The organism is Kribbella shirazensis, assembly GCF_011761605.1.
GTDB lineage: Bacteria > Actinomycetota > Actinomycetes > Propionibacteriales > Kribbellaceae > Kribbella > Kribbella shirazensis.
This window is the reverse complement of the sequence record NZ_JAASRO010000001.1, coordinates 4752079-4775688: the sequence shown is the minus strand read 5'-3', so window position 1 is coordinate 4775688 and position 23610 is coordinate 4752079. Positions and strand designations below refer to the sequence as shown.

The window sequence follows — 23610 nt, the reverse complement described above, 5'->3', positions numbered from 1 at the left end:
AGCAGCTGGTTCGGTAGCTGGTTCGTTTGCTGCTTCGGGGCTCATTCGGACAACCACTTCCTCAGCTCGGCGCCGTGTTCGTCCAGGTCGGGCGGCGGCAGGCGGTACGACGCCGCGCTGCCGGAGAACGTGATCGGGTTGCGCACGGTCGGGATCCCACCGACGGTCACCACCGGGTCCAGCCCGATCTCCTCGGCGAACGCGACCCCGCCGTCCACGGTGTTGATCGGCCCGCACGGCACACCCGCCGCGATGATGTCACCGAACCACTCCATCCGGGTCCGCGTCATCAGCCGCTCCACGAGCAGCGGCCGCAGTTCGTCGCGATGGGCCGTGCGCTTCTCGTTCCGGTCGAACCGCGGGTCGTCGGCCAGCTCCGGTACGCCCAGCACCTCGACCAGCTTGCGGAACTGCCCGTTGTTCCCGGCCGTGATGATCAGGTCCCCGTCCGCGCACGGCAACGGCTCGTACGGGAACAGGCTCGGATGACTGTTCCCCATCCGCAGCGGGACGACGCCACCCGCGACGTACGCGCTCGACTGGTTCACCAGCCCCGACAACGCGGACGACAACAGGTTCACCTCGACGTGCTGACCGCGCCCGGTCTCGTGCCGCAGGTGCAGCGCCGACAGCACGCCGATCGTCGCGTGCATCCCGGCCATCACGTCGAACACCGAGATCCCGGCCCGGAACGGCTCGCCGTCCGGGTCGCCCGTCAGGCTCATCAACCCCGAGATCGCCTGCACGATCAGGTCGTACCCGGGCAGCGCCGCGCCCCGCGGACCGGAGCCGAATCCGCTGATCGAGGCGTAGACGAGTCCCGGGTTGCCCTCGGCAACGGTCTCGTAGTCGAGCCCGAACCGCGCCAGCCCGCCGGGCCGGAAGTTCTCCACCAGGACGTCGGCGCGCCGCGCCAGCTCCTGGGCCGCCGCGACGTCCGCGGGGTCCTTGAGGTCCAGCGCGATCGACCGCTTGTTCCGGTTCACCGCGAGGTAGTACGTCGAGCTGCCGTCGCGGACCGGCGGCTGCCAGGACCGGGTGTCGTCGCCGGCGGGCGACTCGACCTTGACCACGTCGGCGCCGAGATCGGCGAGCAGCATGGTCGCGTACGGACCGGCCAGGATCCGGGAGAAGTCGGCCACCAGCAGCCCCGACAGCGGACCGTTCACTCGACCTCCCAGATTTGCGGACATCTGTCCGCACTCAGTCTCGACAGCCTCCGCCGCGCCTGTCAAGGACTCATCTGCGAGCCCTTGACACCGCCTCCGGGCGCTCAGATAGTGAGCTGCATCGCTCCGTTGACCGGGATACGGACCAACGTCCGGAGTAGCAGACCCTGGAGGGGACCATGACCACTGCCGAGACCCCGGCGGACCGCGTACCGGTCGCCGGCCGGCCGATCGTGTTACGGGGCGCGACGGTGCTGACGATGGACGACCGGCACACGGTGCTGCCGGTCGGCGACGTACTGATCGACGGTGACCGGATCGCGGCCGTCGGCGCGCACCTCGACGTCCCCGAGGGAACCCAGGTCGTCGACGCGTCCGGCGGCATCGTGATGCCCGGGATGATCGACACCCACCGGCACATGTGGCAGACCGCGATGCGCGCGTACGGCGCCGACTGGACGCTCACGCAGTACTTCGTCTGGTACTACCTCGAACACGGCAAGACGTTCCGGCCCGAGGACATCCGGGCCGGCAACCTGACGTCCGCGTGGGAGTCGCTCGAGGCCGGTGTCACCACCACGGTCGACTGGTCGCACGGCCTGCAGAGCGTCGAGCACGCCGAGGCCGCCGTCGACGCGCTGCGCGCCGTACCCGGCCGGTTCGTCCTTGCCTACGGCAACATCCAGGCCGGACCGTGGGAGTGGACGGCGGACCCGGCCGTGCGGGCGTTCCTGGAGCGGCTGCGCGACGACGGGCAGCTCGGCCTGCAACTGGCGTTCGACGTGACCGGCGACCCGGCGTTCCCCGAGCGGGCCGCGTTCGAGGTCGCGCGGGAGCTCGGGCTCGGCGTCACCACCCACGCCGGTGTCTGGGGTGCGACCAACGACAACGGCATCAAGCTCATGCACGAGAACGGCTTCATGACGCCGCAGAACATCTACGTGCACGCGGCCACGCTGACCACCGACTCGTACCAGCGGATCGCCGCGACCGGCGGCTCGATCTCGGTGTCCACCGAGTCCGAGCAGAGCGCCGGCCAGGGCTACCCGCCGACCTGGCAGGTACGCCGTCACGACATCGGAGTGTCGTTGTCGATGGACACGAGCGTGTGGTGGAGCGGCGACCTGTTCAGCGCGATGCGCACCACCCTCGGCGCGGACCGGGCCCGCGAACACCTGGAAGCGCACATGTTGGGCGCCACCGTCACGCACAGCCATCTGCGCGCGGAGCATGTGGTCGACTGGGCGACCCGCGGCGGCGCGAAGGCCCTCGGCCGCGACGACCTCGGCAGCCTCGAACCGGGCAAGAAGGCCGACGTCGTCCTGATCAAGAACGACGCGTCACCCGTGTCGTTCCCGCTCGTCAACCCCTACGGGCACGTCGCGTTCCAGGCGCAGCGTGGTGACGTCCACACGGTGATCGTCGACGGTCGCGTGGTCAAGCACGACCACAAGCTGGTCGGTTGCGATCTGGCCGCCGTACGCCGGGACGTCGAGGCGACCGTGGAGTACCTGCGCTCGACCCTCGGCGAGGAGGCGTGGCGGAGCGGGATGAACCCGGAGCTGCCGAAGGGCGAGGTGCTGGACAACCCGTACCAGTACACGGAGTACAAGTCCGACTCGACGCGTGAGGCACGTGGCACCATCTTCGGTGAGTCGTAGTCAACCAACGGAGGAATCCAGATGGCAGGGCGTGGCGCAGGTCCGGACTTCGTCGAGTCGCTGGCTCGCGGGCTGGACGTGCTCGCCTGCTTCGACGCCGACCATCGCACCATGTCGCTGTCCGAGGTCGCGGCCGCCGCCGGTCTGGCCCGGCCGACCGCGCGCCGGCTGCTGCTCACGCTCGAGGAGCTCGGCTTCGTCCGCAGCACCGGCGGTTCGTTCCAGCTCACGCCCAAGGTGCTCACCCTCGGGATGGCGTACGTCGGTTCGCTCGGGCTGTGGGACATCGCCCGGCCGCACCTGGAGGCGCTCGTCGCGCGGACCGGCGAGTCGTCGTCGATGGCCCAGCTCGACGGCTCGGACATCGTGTACGTCGCCCGTGTGGCGGTGCCGAAACTGATCGCGCTGCGGGTGGACATCGGCACCCGGTTCCCCGCCGCCCAGACGTCGCAGGGCAAGGTGCTGCTGTCCGCACTGTCCGCCGACGAGCTCGCCGAGGTCCTCGCGCAACCGAGCCGCGCCGGACTCCCGCCGTACATCGGCCGGACCGCCGAACAGTTGCGCAACGAGCTCACCGAGATCCGGGCCCGCGGCTGGGCGCTGGCCGACGAGGAGCTCGCGCCCGGGGTGCGCTCGGTCGCCGCGCCGGTGCGCGACGGCACGGGCACGGTCCGGGCCGCGATGAACGTCACGGTGCACGCGGCCGAGACCTCGGTGGACAAGCTCCTGCACGATCATCTCCCCTTACTGCTGCGGACCGCGGGAGATGTCAGCGCGGAGTGGGCGCTGTGGCAGTCCCGTCCGCACGTCCAGTCCGGCCAGCGGAACGAGACATCCGCCTGACCCTGGCGCGCGGCCACCAGTTCGTCACCCATGTCGCTCCGGAGCGGGCGCAGCGGATCCACAACCCGGTCGACGGGCACGACGTACCGGTGCCGCACTTCGGGCTGATCCTGACCGTCGAGGAGTTCCAGACGTTCGCGGAGCGGCTGAAGGCGGCCGGCACCGAGTTCGTGATCGAGCCGTACGTGCGCTTCCAGGGCCAGACCGGTGAGCAGTGGACGATGTTCTTCCTCGACCCGGCCGGGAACGCGCTGGAATTCAAGGCGTTCGCCGACGACTCCCAGGTCTTCGCCGCGTAGCCACGGTCCGGCTACGGCGTGATCCAGCCGGTGAGGATCGTGGTGCCGGACCGCGTCGTGCACACCAGGCGGTACGGGACGGCCGGCGGTGGGCCGAGGACGAAGAAGCCGAGTTCGTCGATCTCCGCTTCGGCGAGCTTCCCGCCGTCACCGCGGGCCGTAACCGTGCCGACCTCGGGCGGGTCGAGCTGCCCGAGGACGGCGCCGGGGGTGAGTTCGACCTCCACCGTCCAGCCCTCCGAGGCGAACGTGAGCGACCGCAGCATCGCGCTCTCCGACCGGATCGCCAACGCGTCCAGCGGGTCCTGCGCGGAGTCGTAGGTGAGCGCCGCCAGTTCGGCGTCGATGGTCCGCCACGAGAAGGCCGCCTTGCCGGCCTCGACCAAGGAGGACGGCACCTCGCCGGCGGAGGCCAGCGCCTCCCGCAAGGCCTCGATCAACTTCTCGTCGTCGTTCCAGTCGGGATCCATCACGGGTCTCACCTCCTCCTCGTCACGTCGTCGGGTCCGTCCGCCGCCAGCATCGCCAGCGCGGGTGTCTGCCGCAGCCGCATCAGGCAGCGTGCGCGGTTCGGTCCGATGCTGCCGATCGGTACCTGCAGTCGCCTGCTGATCTCGTCGTACGGCGTCGGTGGGTCCTGCATCAGCAGTGACAGCAGCAACTGGCATCGGCGGGACAGCTCGCCGAACGCGGCCCGGAGGATCGCACCGCGTTCGTGCCGCAGCACCTCCTCCTCGGCGATCGCCTGCTCGGGGACGTCGGCGGATTCCGCCAGGTCGACCGGCTCGACCCGGCTGGTCGTGCGGATCAGCCGGAAGCATTCGCGTTGCGTCGTGGTCGCGATCCAGCCTGGCAACGCGGCGGGCTCGCGCAGACCGGGCAGGTGCTCGACCAGCCGCAGCCACACGCTCTGTCCGACGTCGTCGATGTCGGCCTGCGCCAACCGGTACCGGCGGCAGACCGAGTAGACCAGTGGTGCGTATCGCTCGACGAGCTCGTCCCACGCGAACTTGTCGCCGTCCCTGGCCCTGGTGACCAGGTCGACGACTGTCGGATCGTCCCGCATGCCGTCCCCCTACCTCTTACTGGTACAGAGCGTTCCGCTCGACCGCTGATACATCACGCCCCGAGAGCGACGAACGACCGTGCGGCGGCGTCCGCGACCGGATCACCACGCGCCTCCTGACGGGCAGTCGCGAAGGCGGTCGCGAGTGACTGTCCGTCCCGCAGGTTCGCGTGCACCCCCAGCATCAGCGGCGCCGTCGCGGGGTCGTTCACCGGTACGACGCTCGCCAGGATGCCGGCCGCGCCGAGCGGGATCAGGCTGCTGCTCAACCCCAGCAGCTCGTCCGCGCCGACCGGCTTCGCCAGCCCGGAGTCGCAGCTCGACAGGACCATCCGGTACGGCGCTCTGCGCAGCCGCTCGAAGTCGTACACGGTCAGCGGCCCGTCGTCGAGCCGCAACGACGAGAACAACGGGCTGTCCGAGCGGAACGTACCGTGCGCCGCGATGTGCGCGATCCAGGCACCGTCGAGTTCCCGCAGTACCTTCTCCGCGGTGGCATCGCCGTCCGCCAGCACGGTCGCGTCCGGATACTGCTCGGCCAGTCGCAGCACCTCGGCGCGGCCCGCCGACAACCCCGGTCCGAGCACCAGGACGACGCGACGGTCCGACGGAGGCCGCAGCCGCCGCGCCCGCAACCAGGTTGCCGCCGACGGCACCACGTTCACGGCCCGATCCACCAAGGCCGGCACCAGTCCCCAAGGCAACGCCTGCAACCGCCCCGGCGGCACAACCACCACTGCCCGGTCCCCCAGCAACTCCTGCGCACTGCCCAGAATCGCCCGCCCGAGCCGTGACCCCAGCACCTCCAACGACGGCCCTCGATACGCAGCGCCGCGCGCTCCGCCGTGGGCCAGGCGGCGCAAGGTGAAACGCGACCGCTCGACCTCCAGGGCCGCGGTGGCCAGCGGGCCGACCTCGTGCCGGCTGATCCGGCCGTCCCGCACCACCACCGCGTGCAGCACCCCGCCGACCTCGATCAGCTCGACGAGGACGGTCTCGCCCAACTCCTCCACCAACTCGTCGACGTCAAGCCGCCGCACCCCACCACCGAGGACGCCCACCGCGCCGCCCACCGCCCGCAACGCCCGCTCGCGAACCGCCTTCTCCAGCCGCCGCCGTTCCCGCTCCAACGACGGATCCGGCGAAGCGTCCGACCGCCGTACGACGTCCCGCAGAGCCGCGAGCTCCGTCACCAACTGCTCGTCGTCCGACGGCCGCACCGGCGGGACCCCGAGCGCGGTCGCCCGCCACCGCTCACCCCACACCAGCAACCGCCGCGGATCGTCCCGCCGCAACGCGTCCCGCAACGCCAATTCGGCCAGCTCGGCGCCCTGTCCGGTCGCCAGCGCCCGTAACTCGGTCGCGCCCATCGTCAACCGATGCTCGTCCAGCGCATCCAGCCCCCGCGCACACGCCGACAGCATCGACCGCACCTCGGCGCGCGCCTCGGCCCGCAACGCCTTCCCCAGCCACGCCGCACTCCGCGCGATCGGCGGCGCGTCCTTGCTGTGCCGTCCGGCCAACTCCAGCTCACGATCCGCCGCCCGCAACCGGCCCGCGTCCAACGCCAGCCGCCCCGCCAGCAGGTGCGCCGCCGAAGCCTCCGACGCACCCAACCCGTCCAACCGCCGAGCCACCGCACTCACCCGCCGCAGCAACCGCTCCCCGCGCTCACCGGACTCGTACCGCGCCTCGAGCACCACCATCGACGACCGCACCGACCACCACTCCCGGTGCTGCGCCGAGAACAACCGGCGTGCCCGTTCCGCCCGCTCCCGCGCCCCGGCCGCATCCCCCGCCGCCAGCGCGGCCGTCGCCGCCGCGAACAACAACTCGCCCCGCTTGGTCGCCGTACCGGCCCCGGCCGCGGTCGCCTGATCCATCTCGGCCAGCGCCTCGGCGCCCAGACCAGCGGCCAGCAGTACGCCGCACCGGTCGATCGCCAGGTCCGGCCAAGCCACCCCGACCGCAGCGAACCGCCGTCCCGCCTCGTCCAGATACCGCAGGGCGCCCGGCAGATCGCCGCGCGAGTACGCCACCAATCCCCGGTTCTGGCGCGCCTCGGCGTACTCGAATTCCTGCCCCGTCGCGGCGTACAACTTCTCCGCCACCGCGAAATCCGCATCCGCCCGGCGCGTACCGCCCAGCGCCAGCTGGATGAACCCGCGATAGTTCCGCGACCGGGCCTCCCAGACCTGATCGCCCGAGCGCCGCAACCGGGTGATCGCGGCCCGCAGGTCGTCCAGCGCCTCGCGATGCCGGCCGAGCACCAGCAGTACGTCGGCCCGCCGCAGGAGCACCCGCCCCGTCAACGCACCCCGGCTGAGCTCGACCGCCCGATCCAGCCGGGCGAGTCCCTCGCGGCTCCGCCCCGCCCGCCCGAGCGTTGCGCCCAACGTGGCAAGGACATCCGCCTCCCGCTCCGACCTCCCGGACTGCTCCGCCAGCCGCAGCGCGGTCCGCAACTGCCGGACCGCTGTCGTCACGTCGCCGAGCTGACGCAGACCGATCCCCCACGCCTGGTGCGCGATCGACGCCTCGACCGCCGCCGGGTCCCCGGCCAGCACGGTGCGCGCGGACGCGATCGCGTCGTGCGGGCGCGACAACGCCAGCGGCAGCAGATTCTCCACCGCCCCGGCACTCCCCCCGGCCGTCGGCATTCTGCGATGATATCGGTCATTTCGCTGATCCAGGGGGGACACAAGAAATGGAAAATCAAACGACCGACCGGAAATACCTCGCCCAGATCGCCCTGATTCTGGAGGCCTTCGGACGCGAGGTCGAGGTCTTTCCGGAGGATTGGGAGAAACGCCCCGACGGGGCCGACTATCTCTACCGCGCCGGGGCGGTGCTGGTACGCGACGAGGACGTCCCGCGGGTCGTCGAGCTCTTCCGGGGCGGCCGACCGGACGAGGGCGGGATCGGCGGCGTCACCCGGCTGCTGCTGCCCGACGAGGTGCCGTCGGAGGCTCCGGAGGACCCTTCGCCCACCCAACGATTCCTCAGGTACGCCGACCTGCGGCTCGGACGCGGCGTGGTCACGCCCGAGCACCTGTTCTACGTCTGTCCGAGTGTCAGCCCGTGCCCGGCCACCGAGCCCGAGGAGGTGCCGCCCGGCATCCCGCCGGACCCGGTCCTGCCGACGCCGTTCCTGTCCGCCGGCGCCGCGGACGGTCGCGGGGTCAAGGTCGTCGTCCTCGATGTCGGCTGGTCCGACGCGCCGGCGGCGTACTGGCTGAGCGGGGTGACCGGTGACCCGGAGAACGCGTTCGACGGTTCGGGGCGGATCCGGCCGTACGCCGGGCACGGCACCTTCATCGCCGGTGTCGTCCGGGCGATCGCGCGCAACGTGGAGATCGTGGTGAAGAGCTACTTCACCGCGGCCGGGGCCATGTGGGAGTTCGATCTCGCCCAGGCGCTGGACGAAGTACTCGATCTCGCGCCCGACATCATCAGCCTGTCGGCGGGCACCCGGACCCGGTTCGACCTGCCCGCGCTCGGGCTGGACGTCTTCATCCAGACGCGGCTGAACCGCGTCAACGGCCTCGCGCTGGTCGCGGCCGCGGGCAACGAGGCGACCAGGGACTATTTCTGGCCGGCCGCGTTCCCGGAGGCCGTCGGCGTCGGGGCCCTCGCGGACAACGGGCACGACCGCGCGGCGTTCAGCAACTTCGGCGGGTGGGTCGACGTCTACGCACCGGGCGAGCACCTGGTGAACGCGTTCCTCACCGGCGACTACGAGTGCACCGAGCCGCCGAACACCGGCCAGCTGCGCTCGTTCCAGGGCATGGCGCGCTGGAGCGGTACGTCGTTCGCGACGCCGCTCGTGGCCGGTCTGATCGCCGGCCGGATGTCGGTCACCGGCGAGAACGCCAAGCAGGCCGCCGACGCGCTGCTGGCCTTCGCACTCACGCAGCCCGAGCCGGGCACCGGTCCGGTCCTCCGGGCCGGCGACGCCCTGGCATCCCTCGGCCAGCCCTGATCTGATCGGGATCGCCGCGTCCACCCGGCGCAGGTGGACGCGGTGACGCGGTGCGGACCCCGGCCTGACCTGCCGGACGCCGCACCGCGTCAGCCTCCCCCTCTACGCGCCCCCGCGCCGCCCTCCCCCCTGCAGCGGCCCGAAGACGTCCCCTATTTCTGCGGAGTCACCTTCGGCGCGGGTTGATACACCCGATTCCCAGGAATGTTCCAGGAAAGTTCTCAGCCGGCCGGATGCTCGCACAGGAACGGCGCCCGGTGACCGCCGGAGTGGTACGCGTACTGCTTCCCGCCGGCCTCGAGGACGGTCCGGTTCCCCGGCACCAGCGCCTGCGTGTAGCGCATCCCCGGCTCCGGGCAGCCGAGGCTGCCGTCCGGCCAGGTCACCTCCTCCGAGCTCACCACCGTCACCGCGGCGGCGTCGACACCCAGCCGTTTGCTCAGGTCGGCCTTGGCCTGGTCCACCACAGTGCCGCCGGCACTGCCGGTCGGGCTGCTGGTCGGACTACTGCTCGGGCTCCCGGGGTCGGTCGGTCCGGAGCTGCTACTGCTCGGCGTCATCGACGGTTGTCCTCCTGTCGGGGATTCATTGCCACATGCAACCAGAAGCGCGGCTGCCGCCACCACGACCATCACACTGCGCATCACCATCACCTCCCACAGTAGACGCCGATCAGAACCGATTCGTTGCAGATCTTCTGTTCAGGTTCCGTTTGCCCGGTGTCAGTCCACGGGGTGAAGTATCGCGACTGCTCGGGAACCGCCTTTCCAAGGAGTCATTCATGTCTGTCGATCGTCGTTCCGTCCTCCGAGGCGCCGCCGTCGGTGCCGCCGGAGTCGGGTTCACCACCGTCGGCGCCGTGCCGACGCTCGCCGAGGCCGCGCCGGCGTCGCAGTCCGGCCGCGGCCCGTTCCCGCAGCACCGGCCCTTCCCGCCGCTGCTCGACGACCCGAAGGGCATCCTCGCCCTGCCGCCCGGCTTCAAATACACGATCGTCACCCAGGCCGGGCAGACCAAGCTGAAGACCGGCCAGCCGACCCCGAACGCGCACGACGGCATGGCGGTCTTCAACGCCGGCCACGGCCGCTACCGGCTGATCCAGAACCACGAGATCAGCAGCAACGGCCCGCTCGGCGTGGCGCCGATCGAGGGCACCGTCTACGACAGCGGCGTCGGCGCGGCCGGCGGCTGCACGGTCATCGACGTGGACCGCGACGGCACCAACCGCGGCGAGTGGGTCGCCATCTCCGGCACCCTGACGAACTGCGCCGGCGGCCACACCCCGTGGGGCACCTGGATGACGTGTGAGGAGACCGAGAACAAGGCCAACGGCACCACCCGGCTGAAGGACCACGGGTACGTGTTCGAGGTCTGGGGCGACGGCAAGACCGCGCACCCGGTACCGCTGAAGGCGCTCGGCCGGTACGCCCACGAGGCGCTCGCGATCGACCAGGACCGGACGCACATCTACCTGTCCGAGGACGCCTCCGGCCCGAACGGCACCTTCTACCGGTGGTCGGCGCCGCGCGGCTACAAGCTCGGCCCGAGCAGCTGGCAGGACCTGCAGGACAAGGACTTCGGCACCCTGGAGGCGCTGGCCATCCTCGGTGACGACGGCAAGCCGATCCCGGACGTCGCGTACCTGACCTCGGCGCAGCTGCTCCGGCCGTTCCGGGTCAAGTGGGTGCCGGTACCGGACCGCGACGGCGCGACCACCTCGGTCCGCAAGCAGTTCACCGACGGCCAGATCACCCGCGGCAAGAAGTTCGAGGGCGTCTTCGGCACCGAGCAGGGCGTGTACGTCGTGAACTCGTACGCCGAGTCCGGTACGTCGGACCTGCCCGCCGACGCGGTCCCGCACGACGGCATGGTCTGGTTCTACAACTACGACGCCCAGACCATCCAGCTCGTCACCTACTTCCCCGAGAGCGCCATCGCGGACAGCGGCGACCCGGCGAAGTACGACGACTACAACTTCGACGGCCCGGACAACGTCACCGTGACGCCGTGGGGCTCGCTGATCCTCGCCGAGGACGGCAGCGCGAGCAGCCACGTGCTGAGCGCCACGCCCGGCGGGCCGACGTACGCGATCGTCCGGAACATGCTGAACGACTCGGAGTTCTGCGGCCCGGCGTTCTCGGACGACGGCAAGGTCCTGTTCGTCAACATCCAGAGCCCGGGCATCACGTTCGCGATCACCGGCCCGTGGCGCGACTACCTCGGCTGAGCGCGGTCAGGAGGGTGGCGGGCCGCTCGTCCGGCGCGGCTCGCACCTCGTTCATCAGGTAGGAGAACGCCGTCTCGCGGCCCGGCCAGCCGCCGTGCCGCGAGCCGCCGGCCCCACCATGGCCGAACGCGTCGGCCGGATCGCCCAACCGGTCGTCGCCGGTCTGCAGTTCGAAGCCGGCGCCGTAGGCGATCGGGCCGCCCCACGTCGGTTCGGTCCCCCGCCGGATCTCCCGCCGCCCCAGCTCGACGAACTCCGGTGACAGCACCCGGACGCCGTCCACGTCGCCGAGCAGCGACGCGTAGAACCGCGCCATCCCGCGGGCCGTCGCGTAGCCGCCGACCGCGGGAAATCCCGCCGAGCGGTACTCGGCACTGTTCCAGATCTTCTCCGCACCCGGCACCCACAACGGATTCGGCCGGTTCAGCTCGGTCCACGGGCCGTCGGCGAGGACGCCGTCCGGCGCCACCATCCTCGCCGCCCGCCGGTGCAGCTCCTCGGGCAGCCCGATCCACACCTCGAGCCCCAGCGGTACGGCGAACTCGTCCGCGAAGAACTGCCCGACGGTACGCCCGTCGATCCGACGGACCAGCTCGTCCAGCAGCCAGCCCCACGTGACCGGGTGGTACATGAACGCCGCCCGCGGATCGGAGGCCGGCGCCTGCGCCGCGAGATGCGCGGCCATCGCGTCGTGATCGAACAGGTCGGCGTACCCGGCCTCGACCCACGGCAGCCGGGCCTGATGGGACAGCACCTCGGCGACCGTGACGTTTTTCTTGCCCTGGGCACCGAATTCGGGCCAGTAACGGCTGAGTGGATCGTCCAGCGCCAACTGCCCGCGCTGAACCAGCAGCAGCACGCACGCACTCGTCAGGCCCTTGGTCCCGGAGAACATCAGGTGCACGGTGTCGCGATCCCACGCCCGCCCGGTCTCCGGATCGGCCGTCCCGCCCCACAGGTCGACCACCAACTCCCCCCGGTGGTACGCCGCGAACGCCGCCCCCACCTCGCCCCGCTCGGCGAAGTTCCGCTCGAACGCCTCGGCCACGTGCCCGAATCCCGCTGATGTCCACATGAGTGATGATGGTACCGATCGTTCTTAAGTAGGTCCAGCTCGCTAAGGTGGGACCCGGAGGTGGTGGCACGATGCCGGTCAAGGCAGGCGAACGGCTGGATCCCGAGGCGACCAGGGCCCGGATCCTGCAGGCGGCGGCGGACGTGTTCGGCCGGCGCGGGATCCACGCGACCGGCATCAACGAGATCGTCGAGGCGGCCGGCGCCTCCAAGCTGACCATCTACCGGAACTTCGGCTCCAAGGAGGGCCTGGTCGAGGCCGTGCTCACCGACCGCACACAGCGGGTCCGGGCCTGGCACCACGAGGCCGTCGAGGCGGCGCCCCCGGGTCGCGGGCAGATCCTCGCGGTCTTCGACCTGATCGCACAGTGGTACGCCGAAGCCGGGTTCCGCGGCTGCGCGATGATGAACGCGGCGACCGAGGACCGCGGGCACGACGGCGCGCCGCGGCGGCTTGCCCGCGATCACCTCGCCTTCTACCGCGAACTGTTCGAGCGCTTGCTGTCCGAGGCCGGAGCGCGCGACCCACGGACGACGGCGCGGCAGCTCGTCGTCGTGCTGGAAGGCGCGACGCTGATCAGCGCGGTGGACCAGGATCCCGGACTCGGCGCGGAGGCGCGGGTCATCGTGGAGACCCTGCTGGACGCGGCATTCTGAGCAGTACGCCGACACACGCGAGCCCCGCACCGGCCGCCACCAGGAACGCCGTACCGAACCCGGCCTGTTCGGCGAGCAGCCCACCGAGCGGACCCGCGACCATCACCCCGAGGTCCCAGAACGACGTCATCACGCCCATCGACACACCGGGCCGCAGTCCACGCACCCGGTCCAGCGTGAGCGACACGCACGCCGGGTAGATCAACGCCAGCCCGACGCCGGCCAACGCGGTCGAGATGCTCGCGCCGACCGGGCCGCTCGCCAGCGCGATGCCGATCAGCGCGACGATCTCCACGGTCACGGTCCAGGCCGCCACCACGCGCCCGCCGTACCGATCGACCAGTGGGCTCCCGGCGAACCGCACGATCAGGAAAGTGGCCGCGAACACCGTCAGCGCGATGCCGTCGACACCGATCCCGTCGGCGCGCAAGCGGAGCACGAGGAGCGCGGCGACCGTTCCGTAGCAGTACGCCGCGAGGCCGATCGTTGCTCCAGGCAAAGGAACGCCACGCGGCACGAGGTCACGGACGCCCCGGATCCGCACCAATGGCTCGACCCGGCCCGGATCATGGCGCGTCGTGAGCACCAGCGCGACGGACGCCATCGACAGCGCGACCACCGCCCACCAGACGAAGCCACCGACCGCCGTGGCGACCACCGGGCCGCCCGCCAAGCCGCCCCACATCGACAGACCGAACCAGCCGGCCACCCGCCCGCGCTGCGCGATCCGCGTACCCGCCAGCACCCATGGCAGCGCGGCCGAGAACAACGCCGCCTCGCCGGCACCCATCACGAGCCGAGCGACCAGCAGCACCACCAGATCCGGCGCCAATAGTTGCCCCAGGCCCCCAACCGCGGCCAGCACACCCCCAACGAGCACCACCGGCCGCGACCACCCCGCGTCCGCCAGCCACCCCGCGAACGGCCGCCCGCACGCCGTCGCCAGGAACGCGATCCCGACCGCGGTCCCACTCGCCAGCGCCCCGCCGCCGAACTTGTCCGGCACGTACGACGGCAACGCCTGCAAGGCCGCGCCGAACGCGAGGTACCCACACAGCACCGCCACCCACAACCGTCGCACCGGAACAGTCATGGACTAGATGGTACCGCTCGGTACTATCTAGTCGTCACCTGGGGCGGTCGAGGAGGACGACCTCGCAGGCGTAGTGCTGGGACGCGGTCATCTCGCCGCGGAACCAGAGCAGCGGGATCCGCCCCGGGTCGCCGGGCGCGACGATCGGGCGGAGGTTGTCGACGGTGGAGTTCTCGGTGATCGGCGTCCACGTCCAGCGCGCCCCGCTGTCCGCCGTACGGGCATGGAAGATCTCGTGGTGATCCAGGGCGGCGCCGTCGCGCGGGTCGATCGGTGTGGAGACGTAGAGCGAGTCGAGGTCGTACGGGTCGATCGCGACCAGACCGGTGTAGTCGTTCTCATGCGGCAGCAGGCCGTGACCGGCCTTGGCCAGTTGGCGCACCTGCCAGGTCCCGCCCGGCGCGAGGCGTGCATAGAAGAAGCGGTGGTCCGGCACCGGGTGCAGGTGCTCGAAGGCTTCCTCGGGGTTGTCCGGGGTGTCGCAGCGGGCGAGCAGGATCGCGGCGAGCGTGCCGTCGTCGCCGCGGCGGATGTCGACCGTCCAGCAGTGCGTCATCGCTTCGCCGTCCCAGACCGAGTCGGCAGCGAGGATCGTGGTGAGCTCCACCTGCGAGGGCGCGTCGGCATCGAGGGCGATCTCGTCCACGACAGTCCCGTCGGCGCGGTGCAGCGCGCCGGCCTCCAGGTAGCCGTGGTAGATCGAGTTGTTGTAGTCGCGCGGGTGGTGGTCGGTCGTGATCAGGTCGATGCGTTTCCCGGTGGACACATAGCGGGTGTAGCCGTTGACGTAGCCGATCTTCGGGCGGGTGAAGAGCTTCCCGGCGTACGTCCACGTGTCACCCTCGTCGTCGGACACGAGAGCGCACGGGTCGTCGTTCACCGCTCGCGCGAAGCAGTACAGCCGACCGTCGAGCTCGTGCAGGTTCGAGTACGTGACGCCACGTCCGCCGGTGAACTCGCTCCAGTCGAACGTCTGCTCCGGACCCCATTTCCGCGGGTCGCCCGGCTCGCTCACGCGCCAGCGGGTCAGGTCGTCGGTCTTGTGCTTGGTGTAGACGGCCAGCCAGCGTCCGTCGCGCCGCCGCCACAACGCCGGTACGTCGTGGTCGTCGGCCTCGAAGCGCTCGTGCAGTACGACGACCTCGACCGCGCCGGACCGCAGGTCGACGACGGTCAGCTCGACGTTGCCCGCCCGGCCGTCCCTGCCCGGCCCTTCGGGCGCCGCGATCGACCCGACGACGAGCACACCACCGTCCGGGTCGACCACCGCCCGCTCATCCTGGAACCAGCACCAAGCACCGTTGTCGTTGATCACCCGAGCCGCATCCATGGTCACTCAGTCTGTCAGCAAACCCACCGCTCCAGGTAAGCGCTTGCCAGCATGTGGTCAGATCGAACGCCGCAGTTCCGCCATCAGCTCGAGCTGCTGGTCGACGTCGTCCCCCGGACCCCACAGCACATGGTCCACGCCGGATCGCGCGACCCGGGCGAGATCCTCGACGACCTGCTCCACGCTGCCGGTCAGCGGCTGCCGGTCGTCGACCGGCGAGGCAGTGACCTCGCCGTTGACCCGGACCACGACCGGCAGCGACGCCGCGTCGTGTCCGGCCTTCGCGGCGGCGTCGCGGAAGGCGGCGACCGATCCTTCGAACATCTCCCAGGTCATCATGATCGGGTTCAGCCCGAGCCCGAGGCGCCCGGCGCGCTCGACCGCCGCCGGGGCCATCGCCCCGGCCAGTACCGCGACGCCGCCCGGAGCGACCGGCTTCGGACCGGCGTACGACGGTGCGATCGTGTAGAACGCGCCGTCGTGCGCGACCGGGTCCGGGCCCCAGACCGCGCGCATCGCGGTGATGTGCTCCTCCAGCCGCGCCCCGCGTCGTTCGGTCGGCACCCCGGCCGCATCGAACTCGGCCACCATCCAGCCCACACCGAGTCCGGCGAGCAGCCGGCCGCCGCACAACTGGTCGAGGGTCGCCAGCCGCCGGCCCAGCACGATCGGACTGTGCAGCAGGACATCCAGCACGCTCGTCCCCAGTGCGATCGTGCTGGTGCGCGCGGCGACGTACGCCAGGGTCTCGAGTGGGTCGTACACGCTGCGGTAGCTCTCCGGCAGCGGTGTCGGTTCGGTGCCGCCGATGCCGATCGCGCCGTCGACCGGACTCAGCAGCCGCTCGAACGTCCAGATCGAGTCCAGCCCGATCCGTTCCGCCTCCTCGGCGGCCTCGGCGATCGCTGCCACGCTCGTACCGACTCCGGACGTCGGCAACCCCAGACCCAGCTTCATCGCGGAACCCCTCTCGTCGTCACCACCCAACCCTGCCGCACTTTCAGTTCGCTTTCACGGGTGATGACCGACGGCGCTGAGGTCGAGCAGCACCTTCGACGCGCTGGTGCGGTCGCCGGCGAGGTCGAAAGCGGTCTGCGCGTCGGCGAGCGGGAACGTGTGCGTGACGATCGGCTCGACGTACAGCCCACCGGCCAGCCACTCGATCGCGGTATCGAACTCGTGGTCGAACCGGAACGCACCGGTCAGCGTGAGCTCGCGGGTCATCAGCACGTTCCCGGCGAACGCCGTGTCGCCGCCGGGCAGCGACCCGACCTGGACGACGGTACCGCCGCGGCGTACCCGTTCCAGACAGGTCCGCAGGCCGCCCGCCGTCCCGGATGCCTCGATGGCGACGTCGATCTCGTCGGGCCACTCCGCGTCACCGACGCGGACCGTGTGCGTCGCGCCGACCTGGGTGGCGAGCTTCAGCGGAGTCTCGTGCAGATCGCTGACGACGACCTCCGCGGCGCCCGCCTGCCGCAACGCCGCCACCGCGAGCAGCCCGATCGGTCCCGCGCCGGTGACCAGCACGCGCTTCCCGTCCACAGCACCCACGCCGGCTTGCCGCACAGCGTGGATCGCCACCGACAACGGCTCTGCGAGTACGGCGGTCCGCAGCTCGAGCCCTGCCGGCAACACCCGCACCTGGTCGGCCGGGATGATCAGCTCCTGGACGAACCCGCCCTGGATGTGCGGGTCCCGCGCCGCGCTGCCGAGATAGTTGCTGTAGGCACAGATGTTCCGCCGGTCCCGGAGGCATTCGGCACACGAGCCGCACGGTGTCGCCGGGTGGATCCCCACCGGCGTACCCTCCGCGAGCCCGTCCGTACCGTGGCTGATCCGTCCGACCACCTCATGGCCGAGCACCAACGGCTGCCGGATCCGGAAGTCGCCGACGCCGCCCTCGCGGTAGTAGTGCAGGTCCGACCCGCAGATCCCGCCGTACGCGATCCGCACCGCGACCTGCCCCGCCCCCGGCGCGACGGCGTCACGTTCCTCGATCCGCAGATCACCCGCGGCATGCACCACACAGGCGTACACGTCGGCCACCGTCCTGGAAATCGCTGTCCGCCCGAGAATATCGGGGAGTCGGCGACCCGGGACGTCCGTCTCACCGTGACTCGAGCAAACCCTTCAACCGGGCCAGATCCTTCGTGTTGGCCCGCCGCATCGCCGCGGCCATCAACGGCGCCGCGACCCCGGCGAACCCAGTCGGCTCGCCGCGGTTCCGCAAGGTCATCCGGGTGGCCGCCTCCCCCGCCGGCACCCATTCGTAACTCGTCTCCATCGGGAACGGCCCCTGCGCCGTCCGCATCACCAACCGCCGGCCCGCGACCAGTTCGACGACCTCGTACGTGTACGCGAGCCGCCGGCCGAGGAAGTGCGCGACGAAGTCCATCCGCGATCCCACACCGACCGGAGGCTCCGTCAGCCACTTGACCGACTCGATGTTCGAGTACCACTCCGGCGCGTTCGACGGATCCCCGGCGTACGCCGCCACAACCTCGACCGGCCGCTCGATCACAGTCTCCGTCAGCACGTCGACAGCCATAACGCCTCCTACGTCGACTGTACGTGTATCGCGGCAGCCCGCTAGTGGCTCCGCCGGGTAAGGGGAGGAACTGGTATGAGCAACACAGTCGAACCACAGCGGAGGCGGCGCAGCGCAGTACGACGCTCCCACCGGCGCGCGATCATCACGATCAACATCACCGAGGCCGTCATCACCCTGGCCTGTCTCATCGCGGCGTACGGCCTTGCGGAACGACTCGTGGCGGCGCAGGAGGCCGCCGCGCCGCACGAGGTCGCGAGTCGCTCTGTTGTGCACCTGCCGGTCACGCTGAACATGAGCCTGCTCATCGTCGGCTCCGCCGCCGGGGCGGTCGGCAGCGTGATCCAGCAGAGCATGGCGTTCGCCCGCGGCGCGGGACCGGCTCACCAGGTCGCCTGGTACCTCATGCGACCGCTGTGGTCCGCACTGCTCGGCTCGGTCTCGGTGATCGCCGTCAACACCGGCCTGCTCAGCATCGGCGACGAGACCACGTCGAGTGCCGCGGTCGCCGTCCTCGTGCTGACCGGCTGCCTGGCCGGCCTCTTCACCGATCAGGTACTCCGCCGGCTGCGCCGGATGCTGGACCGGTCGCCGCGCTCGACCTGACGCCCGGTGTATCTGGCGCGCTTCCCCGGACTCCGACCGGTAAGGGGTCCGGATTCAGGGGGAGAACATGGCGACGACGTACAAGATTCATCCGGCGATCGGCATCGCCCGGGTCGGGAACAGTCCGGACGAGTTCTTCGTCGGACCGGAGCGCATCGGCGAGCGGCCGGAACCACCGGGGGGATTCAAGGACGCGCAGTGCCGCGTCAAGCGGCAGGCGGCACGGTTCCGGATCTTCGCGCACCACGACGACGGCAGCGTCGACGAGCTGACCGACGCCACGGCCGAGATCTCGTGGACCGTGCACCTGGTGAACGCCAAGGCCGCGCACCCGAACCGCGGCAACAGCGAGCCGTCCGGTCAGCTCACGATCGACCCCGGCGCGCGCACGCTGACCGGGCCGGACCAGCGGCAGCTCTTCGACACCGGCACGATCAGCTTCTCCGGTGAGTCGACGGTGACGGTGCCGCTCGGCGAGATCCGCAGCGACGACGACAACCACCTGCTGGTGCTGGGCGGACACGGCGCCGCGGACTCGCCGGCCGGCAACCTGATCGGCAGCTTCTGGGGCAACGCCGGCTGGTACGACGACGTGTCCGACGGACCGGTGTCCGCGACGATCACGCTCCGCGCGGACAACTCGACGCCCACGGTCGAGGGTGCCTGGGTGATCGTCGCGCCGCCGAAGTTCGCACCCCATCAGGACAGCGTGACGACACTGTACGACCGGGTCCTGCAACGGATGGTCGACCTCGGGCTCGCACCGGCGCCGACCACGACGTCGTACACGAACGACGTCTATCCGATCCTGCAGCGCGCCCGCGACACCCGGTGGGTGGAAGGTATCTTCGGCGCGCACAGCTGGCCGGACCCGGTGACGTCGCAGCCGCTGGTCGACGCGATCTTCGCCCGGCTGCGACCGCCCGGCGACATGCCCCGCCTCAACGGCGGCGACTCCGCGCTGACACCGATCCAGTACGCGCACATGCAGCGCTGGCAGCAGGGCAACTACACCGCCGACTGGACCGGCGTCCCGGCGCCCCAGGCCGATCTGACTCCGGACGGCATGGACCGCGCGGCACTCGAGGCCTGCGTCGGCGGCGCGTTCTTCCCCGGCATCGAGGCGGGCGGACTGTCCGCGGGCGACCGGCCGATCCTCGAGACGACGTACGCCGAGGCGTTCCGGCTCGCGTCCTCGGTGACGGCCGGCGCGATCAGCCAGGCGATGGCGTTGCCGTGGCAGGCGGACTTCAAGGCGTGCGGCGACAACTGGTGGCCGGTCCCGCGGCCGAACGACGTCGTACCGTCGTCCGGCGTCGGGCAGGCGCGCTGGGATCGCGACGTCACCAGCATGGACGACATGGTGGCGCTGTGGCACACCCTCGGATTCGTTGTGGAGCAAGGATCCCAGCACGTCGAGGTCGAGCACTGCGACGAGGCGTCGATCACCTTGCTCACACCGGAGTTGCGGTTCGTCGACGTACCGCAGGGACCGATGGGCATGGTGCGTGAGGCGGTGCTGGCGATCACGTTCGAGGTGCTGTCCCCCAGCGCGGCGATCACCCTCGACTACGCGCCGGGCGGTGCGCCGGCACATCCGCAACTGGTCGCCGTCACGACGTCGGTCACCGTCGGCCCGACCGCGCCGAACGCGGTGGCCACCGCCCGGCTGTGGGTCGTGTACCGCACGGGCGCCGCGCCGTCGTCGATTCCGCCGCAGGTGCTCACGGTCCGCGACGCCGCTTCGGGTCAGACGTGGCAGGTGACGGTCACCGGCAACACCGTTCCGCGGACGACGACAGCGACCGCGCTCGTGCTGGACCGCTCGGGCAGCATGAGCGAGGACCGTGGTGACGGGCAGAGCAAGCACGTGGCGCTGCAACAGGCCGCGAACATCTTCACCGACCTGATGCTGGAGGGCGACGGCGTCGGGATCGTCCGCTACAACCAGGACGCCCAGGCGCTGCAGCCGGTTCTCGAACTCGGGGCCGGTGGGCTGTCCGACCTCAACCGCAACGCCACCCACGACACGATCAACGGCACCGGCCTCGATCCGCAGGGCGCGACCTCGATCGGTGACGGCATCTTCGAAGGACGCGGTCTGCTCGACGCGGCCTCGCCGTACGACGTGAAGTCGCTCGTCGTACTCACCGACGGGATCGAGAACAGTCCGCGGCGGATCTCCGACGTCGCGGCGCAGATCAATTCGCGGACGTACGCCGTCGGGCTCGGGCAGCCGCAGAACATCAGCGTGCCCGCGCTGCAGACGATCTCCGGCAACAACGGCGGGTACCTGCTGGTGACCGGTGCGATCACTGCCGACAACCGGTTCCTGTTGCAGAAGTACTTCCTGCAGGTGCTCGCCGGGATCAGCAACGCCGAGGTGGTGCTGGACCCGGACGGCGAGCTGACCGTCGGCGCAGTACACCGCATCCCGTTCCAGCTGACCGACGCGGACTCCGGCGTCGACGTAGTCCTGCTCACGCCGCGGCCGGACGTCGTCGACTTCCGGCTGCAGACACCGAACGGGTTGCTGATCGAACCGTGGCGGGCGCAGGCGGAGCCGGCCATGCGGTACGTGACCGGCGAAGGCGTCTCGTACTACCGGATCACGCTGCCGATCCAGCTCCGGCCGGATCGTTTCGACCAGGGCGGGACCTGGCATGCGCTGCTGACGATCGGGCGGCCTCATACCGAAAGGACAGCTGATGACTCCGACGGCGTCGACCTGTCGATCCTTCGTGGTCGCGCTCCCCGGTCCGCGCCACCGCAACAGCGGCCGTTCGAGTTCCAGCGCGCCTTCGCGGTGGCGAACCAGCCCGCCGTCGGCGACCAGCCGGGGCGGCGCGGTCTCCCCTACAGCCTGGTGGTGCACTCCTACTCGAACGTGTCGCTGCGTGCCACGGCCGACCAGCGATCGTTCGAGCCGGGCGCCGAGGTGACGATCAACGCCACGCTGACCCAGTCCGGCGTACCCGTCGACGGGGATCCGTACCTCTGGGCCGACGTCACACGTCCGGACGGAGTCGTCACGACGGTCGTCCTCGATGCCGCCGGTCCGGGGGACTTCACGGGCAGGTTCGGTACGACGATGCCGGGGGTCTACCGGATCCGGGTCCGCGCGCGTGGCCGTACCCGGGCCGGCGAGCCGTTCACGCGTGAACGTCTGGTGACGGCGGCGGTCTGGCGTGGCGGCGACAGTACCCCGCCTCCGGCCGGTGACGACTCGTTCTGTGAGTTCTTGTCGTGTCTGCTCGCGGACGGGGTGATCGACAGGCGGCTGATCGAGCGGCTGCGGCGGCTCGGGTTCGATGTGGAAGCACTCCGCAAGTGCCTGCACGGCTGCGGTTGCGCCGGGGACTGACCGTGCCCGCGTCCTGGGAGTTCCCGGCTTACGACGTCGTTGTGGCCGGCGGTGGTCCCGCCGGCGCAGCGACCGCTCGCCGGCTGGCCCTTGCCGGTCACACCGTCGCGCTGCTCGAACGCAGCCACTTCGAACGCCCTCGCGTCGGCGAAACGCTTGCCCCGAGCCTCCAACCGCTGCTGCGCGACCTCGGCGTGTGGGAGCGGTACTGCGCACTGGATCCGCTGCCGTCGTGGGGCACGCGGAGCATCTGGAGCAGCGCCGTACCCGCTGAGCACTCACACCTCGAGAGCGGTTACGGCTGCGGTTGGCACGTCGACCGGCGGCTGTTCGACCGCATGCTCTTCGACGCGGCGGCCGGCGCCGGGGCGGAGGTGTCGCTCGGCACCTCCGTCGTCAACTGTCGGTACGAGTCCGGCAGTTGGCAACTCACCTGCTCCGGCGGCCGCCGTCTCACCAGCCGCGTCCTGATCGATGCCACTGGTCGCTCCGCCACCATCGGCCGGTCCCTGGGCGCACGCCGGTTCGCGATCGACCGTCTGGTCGGAATCACCGCGCAGTGGACCGACGTGGACGTGACCGTCGAGCGCTACCTGCTGATCGAGTCCGTGCCCGACGGCTGGTGGTACACCGCACCCCTACCCGGAAACACGATGGTCGCCATGCTCATGACCGACGCCGACATCTGCCGTCACCACCACCTGTCCGCCTCGAAGCCTTGGCGCACCCACCTCCAATCCACCACCGCAACCGCTCTCCGCGTCGACGGCGCACGACTGCCGACCACTCCGCGGGTGTACTCGGCTGCCAGCCATCGGCTGATCCGGCCCGGCGACACCCGCCCCTGGTTCGCAGTCGGCGACGCTGCCCTCGCCGTCGATCCCATCTCAGGTAGCGGCGTACCCCGAGCCCTCCGCACCGCCGAAGCCGCCGCAACAACAGCCGCCCAGCTACTGACCCACCCCGCCGACGCCACCCCCGTCACCTCCTACGAGTCCACCCGAAACACCGAGTGCACCACCTACCTGTCCACCCGAGCGGACTACTACGACGCAGCCCTCCCCCACCCAACCCCCTTCTGGACCCGCCGAAAACTCGGCTACGACCGCCCCGCCCCAGAACCGATGCGCAGGTAGAGGTCCCGGAGTAGGCAGATCTCCGCGCCGTGGTGGATCAGTTCGATGTTCCCGTACAGCATCTTCTTCGCCATCGGTGCGTTGGCGAACGCAGGCGGCTCCCCCTGAGGCTCCGCGAGTCCCGCAGTACCCATCCTGCGTACGCCGTCGATCCACATCCCGTACTCCGCATCAAGCTGCCGCAACGCCTCCTCAGTAGTCCCCGCGTAGCAGAACGTCTGCTTGGAGACCGCCGTACGCCCGAACTGCTTCCCGTTCGTCGCCGCGAGCCCACCGATCAGGTGCGCCATCCGCCAGGCGATCGTCGTCACCGGCTCCCGCTCGTACGGCGGCTCACCGTAGTCCATCGTGAACTCGCCCGCCCCGATGGAGATCGGCGCCGAACTGCGCCCTCGCCGACTGACCGTCCAGCAGTCAGCCACCGGCTCCCAGAAATACTCGTCGTCGGTCAGCCCTTCCAGCCGGGGTCTGAGCCGCTCTTGCCAGTGCGCCTCGATCTGATCAACTACCTCGGCACCCCAGTCGACATCCATCCTCAGACCGTAGCCGCCG

The 23610-nt window shown here is 70.6% G+C and carries 21 protein-coding genes; 9 read left to right on the top strand and 12 right to left on the bottom strand.

What is annotated here, in order from left to right:
- Nucleotides 1–41: 41 nt before the first annotated feature.
- Nucleotides 42–1169, bottom strand: coding sequence for a CaiB/BaiF CoA transferase family protein (locus tag BJY22_RS23095; RefSeq protein ID WP_337758882.1), 1128 nt, complete (start codon nt 1167–1169; stop codon nt 42–44).
- A gap of 179 nt (nt 1170–1348) precedes the next feature.
- Here BJY22_RS23095 and BJY22_RS23090 point away from each other — a divergent pair, with 179 nt between their 5' ends.
- The 3 genes from BJY22_RS23090 to BJY22_RS23080 are packed head-to-tail and all read left to right on the top strand — an operon-like array spanning nt 1349 to nt 3972.
- Complete coding sequence (locus BJY22_RS23090; protein WP_167210015.1) at nt 1349–2830, top strand: amidohydrolase family protein; 1482 nt, start codon at nt 1349–1351, stop codon at nt 2828–2830.
- Nucleotides 2831–2851: 21 nt separating this feature from the next.
- Nucleotides 2852–3673, top strand: coding sequence for an IclR family transcriptional regulator domain-containing protein (locus tag BJY22_RS23085; protein ID WP_167210013.1), 822 nt, complete (start codon nt 2852–2854; stop codon nt 3671–3673).
- Nucleotides 3619–3972: a VOC family protein gene (locus BJY22_RS23080; protein WP_337758881.1), complete on the top strand. Its 354-nt coding sequence runs from the start codon at nt 3619–3621 to the stop codon at nt 3970–3972. Before BJY22_RS23085 ends, BJY22_RS23080 begins: the two co-directional genes overlap by 55 nt.
- Before the next feature lie 11 nt (nt 3973–3983).
- Here BJY22_RS23080 and BJY22_RS23075 read toward each other — a convergent pair whose 3' ends face one another.
- From BJY22_RS23075 to BJY22_RS23065, 3 genes are read right to left on the bottom strand one after another with little or no spacing between them, the layout of a single operon-like run.
- Nucleotides 3984–4442, bottom strand: a complete 459-nt coding sequence (locus BJY22_RS23075) for a hypothetical protein (RefSeq protein WP_238350434.1) — start codon at nt 4440–4442, stop codon at nt 3984–3986.
- 8 nt (nt 4443–4450) lie between these two features.
- On the bottom strand, nt 4451–5038 hold the full coding sequence (locus tag BJY22_RS23070) for an RNA polymerase sigma factor (protein WP_167210009.1): 588 nt from the start codon (nt 5036–5038) through the stop codon (nt 4451–4453).
- A 53-nt stretch (nt 5039–5091) separates the two neighbouring features.
- Complete coding sequence (locus BJY22_RS23065; protein ID WP_167210007.1) at nt 5092–7698, bottom strand: CHAT domain-containing protein; 2607 nt, start codon at nt 7696–7698, stop codon at nt 5092–5094.
- A gap of 47 nt (nt 7699–7745) precedes the next feature.
- Here BJY22_RS23065 and BJY22_RS23060 point away from each other — a divergent pair, with 47 nt between their 5' ends.
- Complete coding sequence (locus BJY22_RS23060; protein WP_167210005.1) at nt 7746–9020, top strand: S8 family peptidase; 1275 nt, start codon at nt 7746–7748, stop codon at nt 9018–9020.
- A gap of 221 nt (nt 9021–9241) precedes the next feature.
- On the opposite strand, the gene BJY22_RS23055 is transcribed toward BJY22_RS23060, so the two are convergent.
- Nucleotides 9242–9580 (bottom strand): hypothetical protein, encoded by a 339-nt coding sequence (locus tag BJY22_RS23055; RefSeq protein ID WP_167210003.1) that lies wholly within the window; start codon nt 9578–9580, stop codon nt 9242–9244.
- A 221-nt stretch (nt 9581–9801) separates the two neighbouring features.
- Here BJY22_RS23055 and BJY22_RS23050 point away from each other — a divergent pair, with 221 nt between their 5' ends.
- On the top strand, nt 9802–11247 hold the full coding sequence (locus BJY22_RS23050) for an alkaline phosphatase PhoX (protein ID WP_167210001.1): 1446 nt from the start codon (nt 9802–9804) through the stop codon (nt 11245–11247).
- Here BJY22_RS23050 and BJY22_RS23045 read toward each other — a convergent pair.
- Entirely contained in the window at nt 11216–12322 is a 1107-nt protein-coding gene (locus BJY22_RS23045) for a serine hydrolase domain-containing protein (RefSeq protein WP_167209999.1), read from the bottom strand. The two genes, BJY22_RS23050 and BJY22_RS23045, sit on opposite strands and share 32 nt — an antisense overlap.
- A 71-nt stretch (nt 12323–12393) precedes the next feature.
- On the opposite strand from BJY22_RS23045, the gene BJY22_RS23040 reads away from it, so the two are divergent.
- A complete protein-coding gene (locus BJY22_RS23040) occupies nt 12394–12978 on the top strand; it encodes a TetR/AcrR family transcriptional regulator (protein WP_167209997.1) in 585 nt (194 codons plus the stop codon).
- Here BJY22_RS23040 and BJY22_RS23035 read toward each other — a convergent pair.
- The 5 genes from BJY22_RS23035 to BJY22_RS23015 all read right to left on the bottom strand — a co-directional run bounded on the left by BJY22_RS23035 (nt 12944) and on the right by BJY22_RS23015 (nt 17952).
- Nucleotides 12944–14071 carry an MFS transporter gene (locus BJY22_RS23035; protein WP_167209995.1) on the bottom strand — a complete coding sequence of 376 codons (1128 nt, stop codon included), beginning with the start codon at nt 14069–14071 and terminating at the stop codon, nt 12944–12946. The two genes, BJY22_RS23040 and BJY22_RS23035, sit on opposite strands and share 35 nt — an antisense overlap.
- Before the next feature lie 34 nt (nt 14072–14105).
- Entirely contained in the window at nt 14106–15401 is a 1296-nt protein-coding gene (locus BJY22_RS23030; protein WP_167209993.1) for a BNR-4 repeat-containing protein, read from the bottom strand.
- 57 nt (nt 15402–15458) lie between these two features.
- Nucleotides 15459–16358: a TIGR03619 family F420-dependent LLM class oxidoreductase gene (locus BJY22_RS23025; protein ID WP_167209991.1), complete on the bottom strand. Its 900-nt coding sequence runs from the start codon at nt 16356–16358 to the stop codon at nt 15459–15461.
- A 54-nt stretch (nt 16359–16412) separates the two neighbouring features.
- Complete coding sequence (locus tag BJY22_RS23020) at nt 16413–17450, bottom strand: zinc-binding dehydrogenase (RefSeq protein WP_202891225.1); 1038 nt, start codon at nt 17448–17450, stop codon at nt 16413–16415.
- Nucleotides 17451–17511: 61 nt separating this feature from the next.
- Complete coding sequence (locus BJY22_RS23015) at nt 17512–17952, bottom strand: SRPBCC family protein (RefSeq protein WP_167209989.1); 441 nt, start codon at nt 17950–17952, stop codon at nt 17512–17514.
- 75 nt (nt 17953–18027) lie between these two features.
- Here BJY22_RS23015 and BJY22_RS23010 point away from each other — a divergent pair, with 75 nt between their 5' ends.
- From BJY22_RS23010 to BJY22_RS23000, 3 genes are all read left to right on the top strand, one after another.
- Nucleotides 18028–18558, top strand: a complete 531-nt coding sequence (locus tag BJY22_RS23010) for a hypothetical protein (protein ID WP_167209987.1) — start codon at nt 18028–18030, stop codon at nt 18556–18558.
- 67 nt (nt 18559–18625) lie between these two features.
- Nucleotides 18626–21922, top strand: coding sequence for a LodA/GoxA family CTQ-dependent oxidase (locus BJY22_RS23005; RefSeq protein WP_167209985.1), 3297 nt, complete (start codon nt 18626–18628; stop codon nt 21920–21922).
- On the top strand, nt 21889–23058 hold the full coding sequence (locus tag BJY22_RS23000) for an FAD-dependent oxidoreductase (protein ID WP_167209983.1): 1170 nt from the start codon (nt 21889–21891) through the stop codon (nt 23056–23058). Before BJY22_RS23005 ends, BJY22_RS23000 begins: the two co-directional genes overlap by 34 nt.
- On the opposite strand, the gene BJY22_RS22995 is transcribed toward BJY22_RS23000, so the two are convergent.
- Nucleotides 23022–23591: a DinB family protein gene (locus BJY22_RS22995; RefSeq protein WP_167209981.1), complete on the bottom strand. Its 570-nt coding sequence runs from the start codon at nt 23589–23591 to the stop codon at nt 23022–23024. The genes BJY22_RS23000 and BJY22_RS22995 overlap by 37 nt on opposite strands.
- Between the last annotated feature and the right edge of the window lie 19 nt (nt 23592–23610).

Excerpts from the sequence above, each read along its gene's own strand:
- BJY22_RS23090 (WP_167210015.1), top strand. The coding sequence starts at position 1,349 with ATGACCACTGCCGAGACCCCGGCGGACCGCGTACCGGTCGCCGGCCGG.
- BJY22_RS23085 (WP_167210013.1), top strand. The coding sequence starts at position 2,852 with ATGGCAGGGCGTGGCGCAGGTCCGGACTTCGTCGAGTCGCTGGCTCGC.
- BJY22_RS23075 (WP_238350434.1), bottom strand. The coding sequence starts at position 4,442 with ATGGATCCCGACTGGAACGACGACGAGAAGTTGATCGAGGCCTTGCGG.
- BJY22_RS23070 (WP_167210009.1), bottom strand. The coding sequence starts at position 5,038 with ATGCGGGACGATCCGACAGTCGTCGACCTGGTCACCAGGGCCAGGGAC.
- BJY22_RS23065 (WP_167210007.1), bottom strand. The coding sequence starts at position 7,698 with ATGCCGACGGCCGGGGGGAGTGCCGGGGCGGTGGAGAATCTGCTGCCG.
- BJY22_RS23060 (WP_167210005.1), top strand. The coding sequence starts at position 7,746 with ATGGAAAATCAAACGACCGACCGGAAATACCTCGCCCAGATCGCCCTG.
- BJY22_RS23055 (WP_167210003.1), bottom strand. The coding sequence starts at position 9,580 with ATGACGCCGAGCAGTAGCAGCTCCGGACCGACCGACCCCGGGAGCCCG.
- BJY22_RS23050 (WP_167210001.1), top strand. The coding sequence starts at position 9,802 with ATGTCTGTCGATCGTCGTTCCGTCCTCCGAGGCGCCGCCGTCGGTGCC.
- BJY22_RS23045 (WP_167209999.1), bottom strand. The coding sequence starts at position 12,322 with ATGTGGACATCAGCGGGATTCGGGCACGTGGCCGAGGCGTTCGAGCGG.
- BJY22_RS23040 (WP_167209997.1), top strand. The coding sequence starts at position 12,394 with ATGCCGGTCAAGGCAGGCGAACGGCTGGATCCCGAGGCGACCAGGGCC.
- BJY22_RS23035 (WP_167209995.1), bottom strand. The coding sequence starts at position 14,071 with ATGACTGTTCCGGTGCGACGGTTGTGGGTGGCGGTGCTGTGTGGGTAC.
- BJY22_RS23030 (WP_167209993.1), bottom strand. The coding sequence starts at position 15,401 with ATGGATGCGGCTCGGGTGATCAACGACAACGGTGCTTGGTGCTGGTTC.
- BJY22_RS23025 (WP_167209991.1), bottom strand. The coding sequence starts at position 16,358 with ATGAAGCTGGGTCTGGGGTTGCCGACGTCCGGAGTCGGTACGAGCGTG.
- BJY22_RS23015 (WP_167209989.1), bottom strand. The coding sequence starts at position 17,952 with ATGGCTGTCGACGTGCTGACGGAGACTGTGATCGAGCGGCCGGTCGAG.
- BJY22_RS23010 (WP_167209987.1), top strand. The coding sequence starts at position 18,028 with ATGAGCAACACAGTCGAACCACAGCGGAGGCGGCGCAGCGCAGTACGA.
- BJY22_RS23005 (WP_167209985.1), top strand. The coding sequence starts at position 18,626 with ATGGCGACGACGTACAAGATTCATCCGGCGATCGGCATCGCCCGGGTC.
- BJY22_RS22995 (WP_167209981.1), bottom strand. The coding sequence starts at position 23,591 with ATGGATGTCGACTGGGGTGCCGAGGTAGTTGATCAGATCGAGGCGCAC.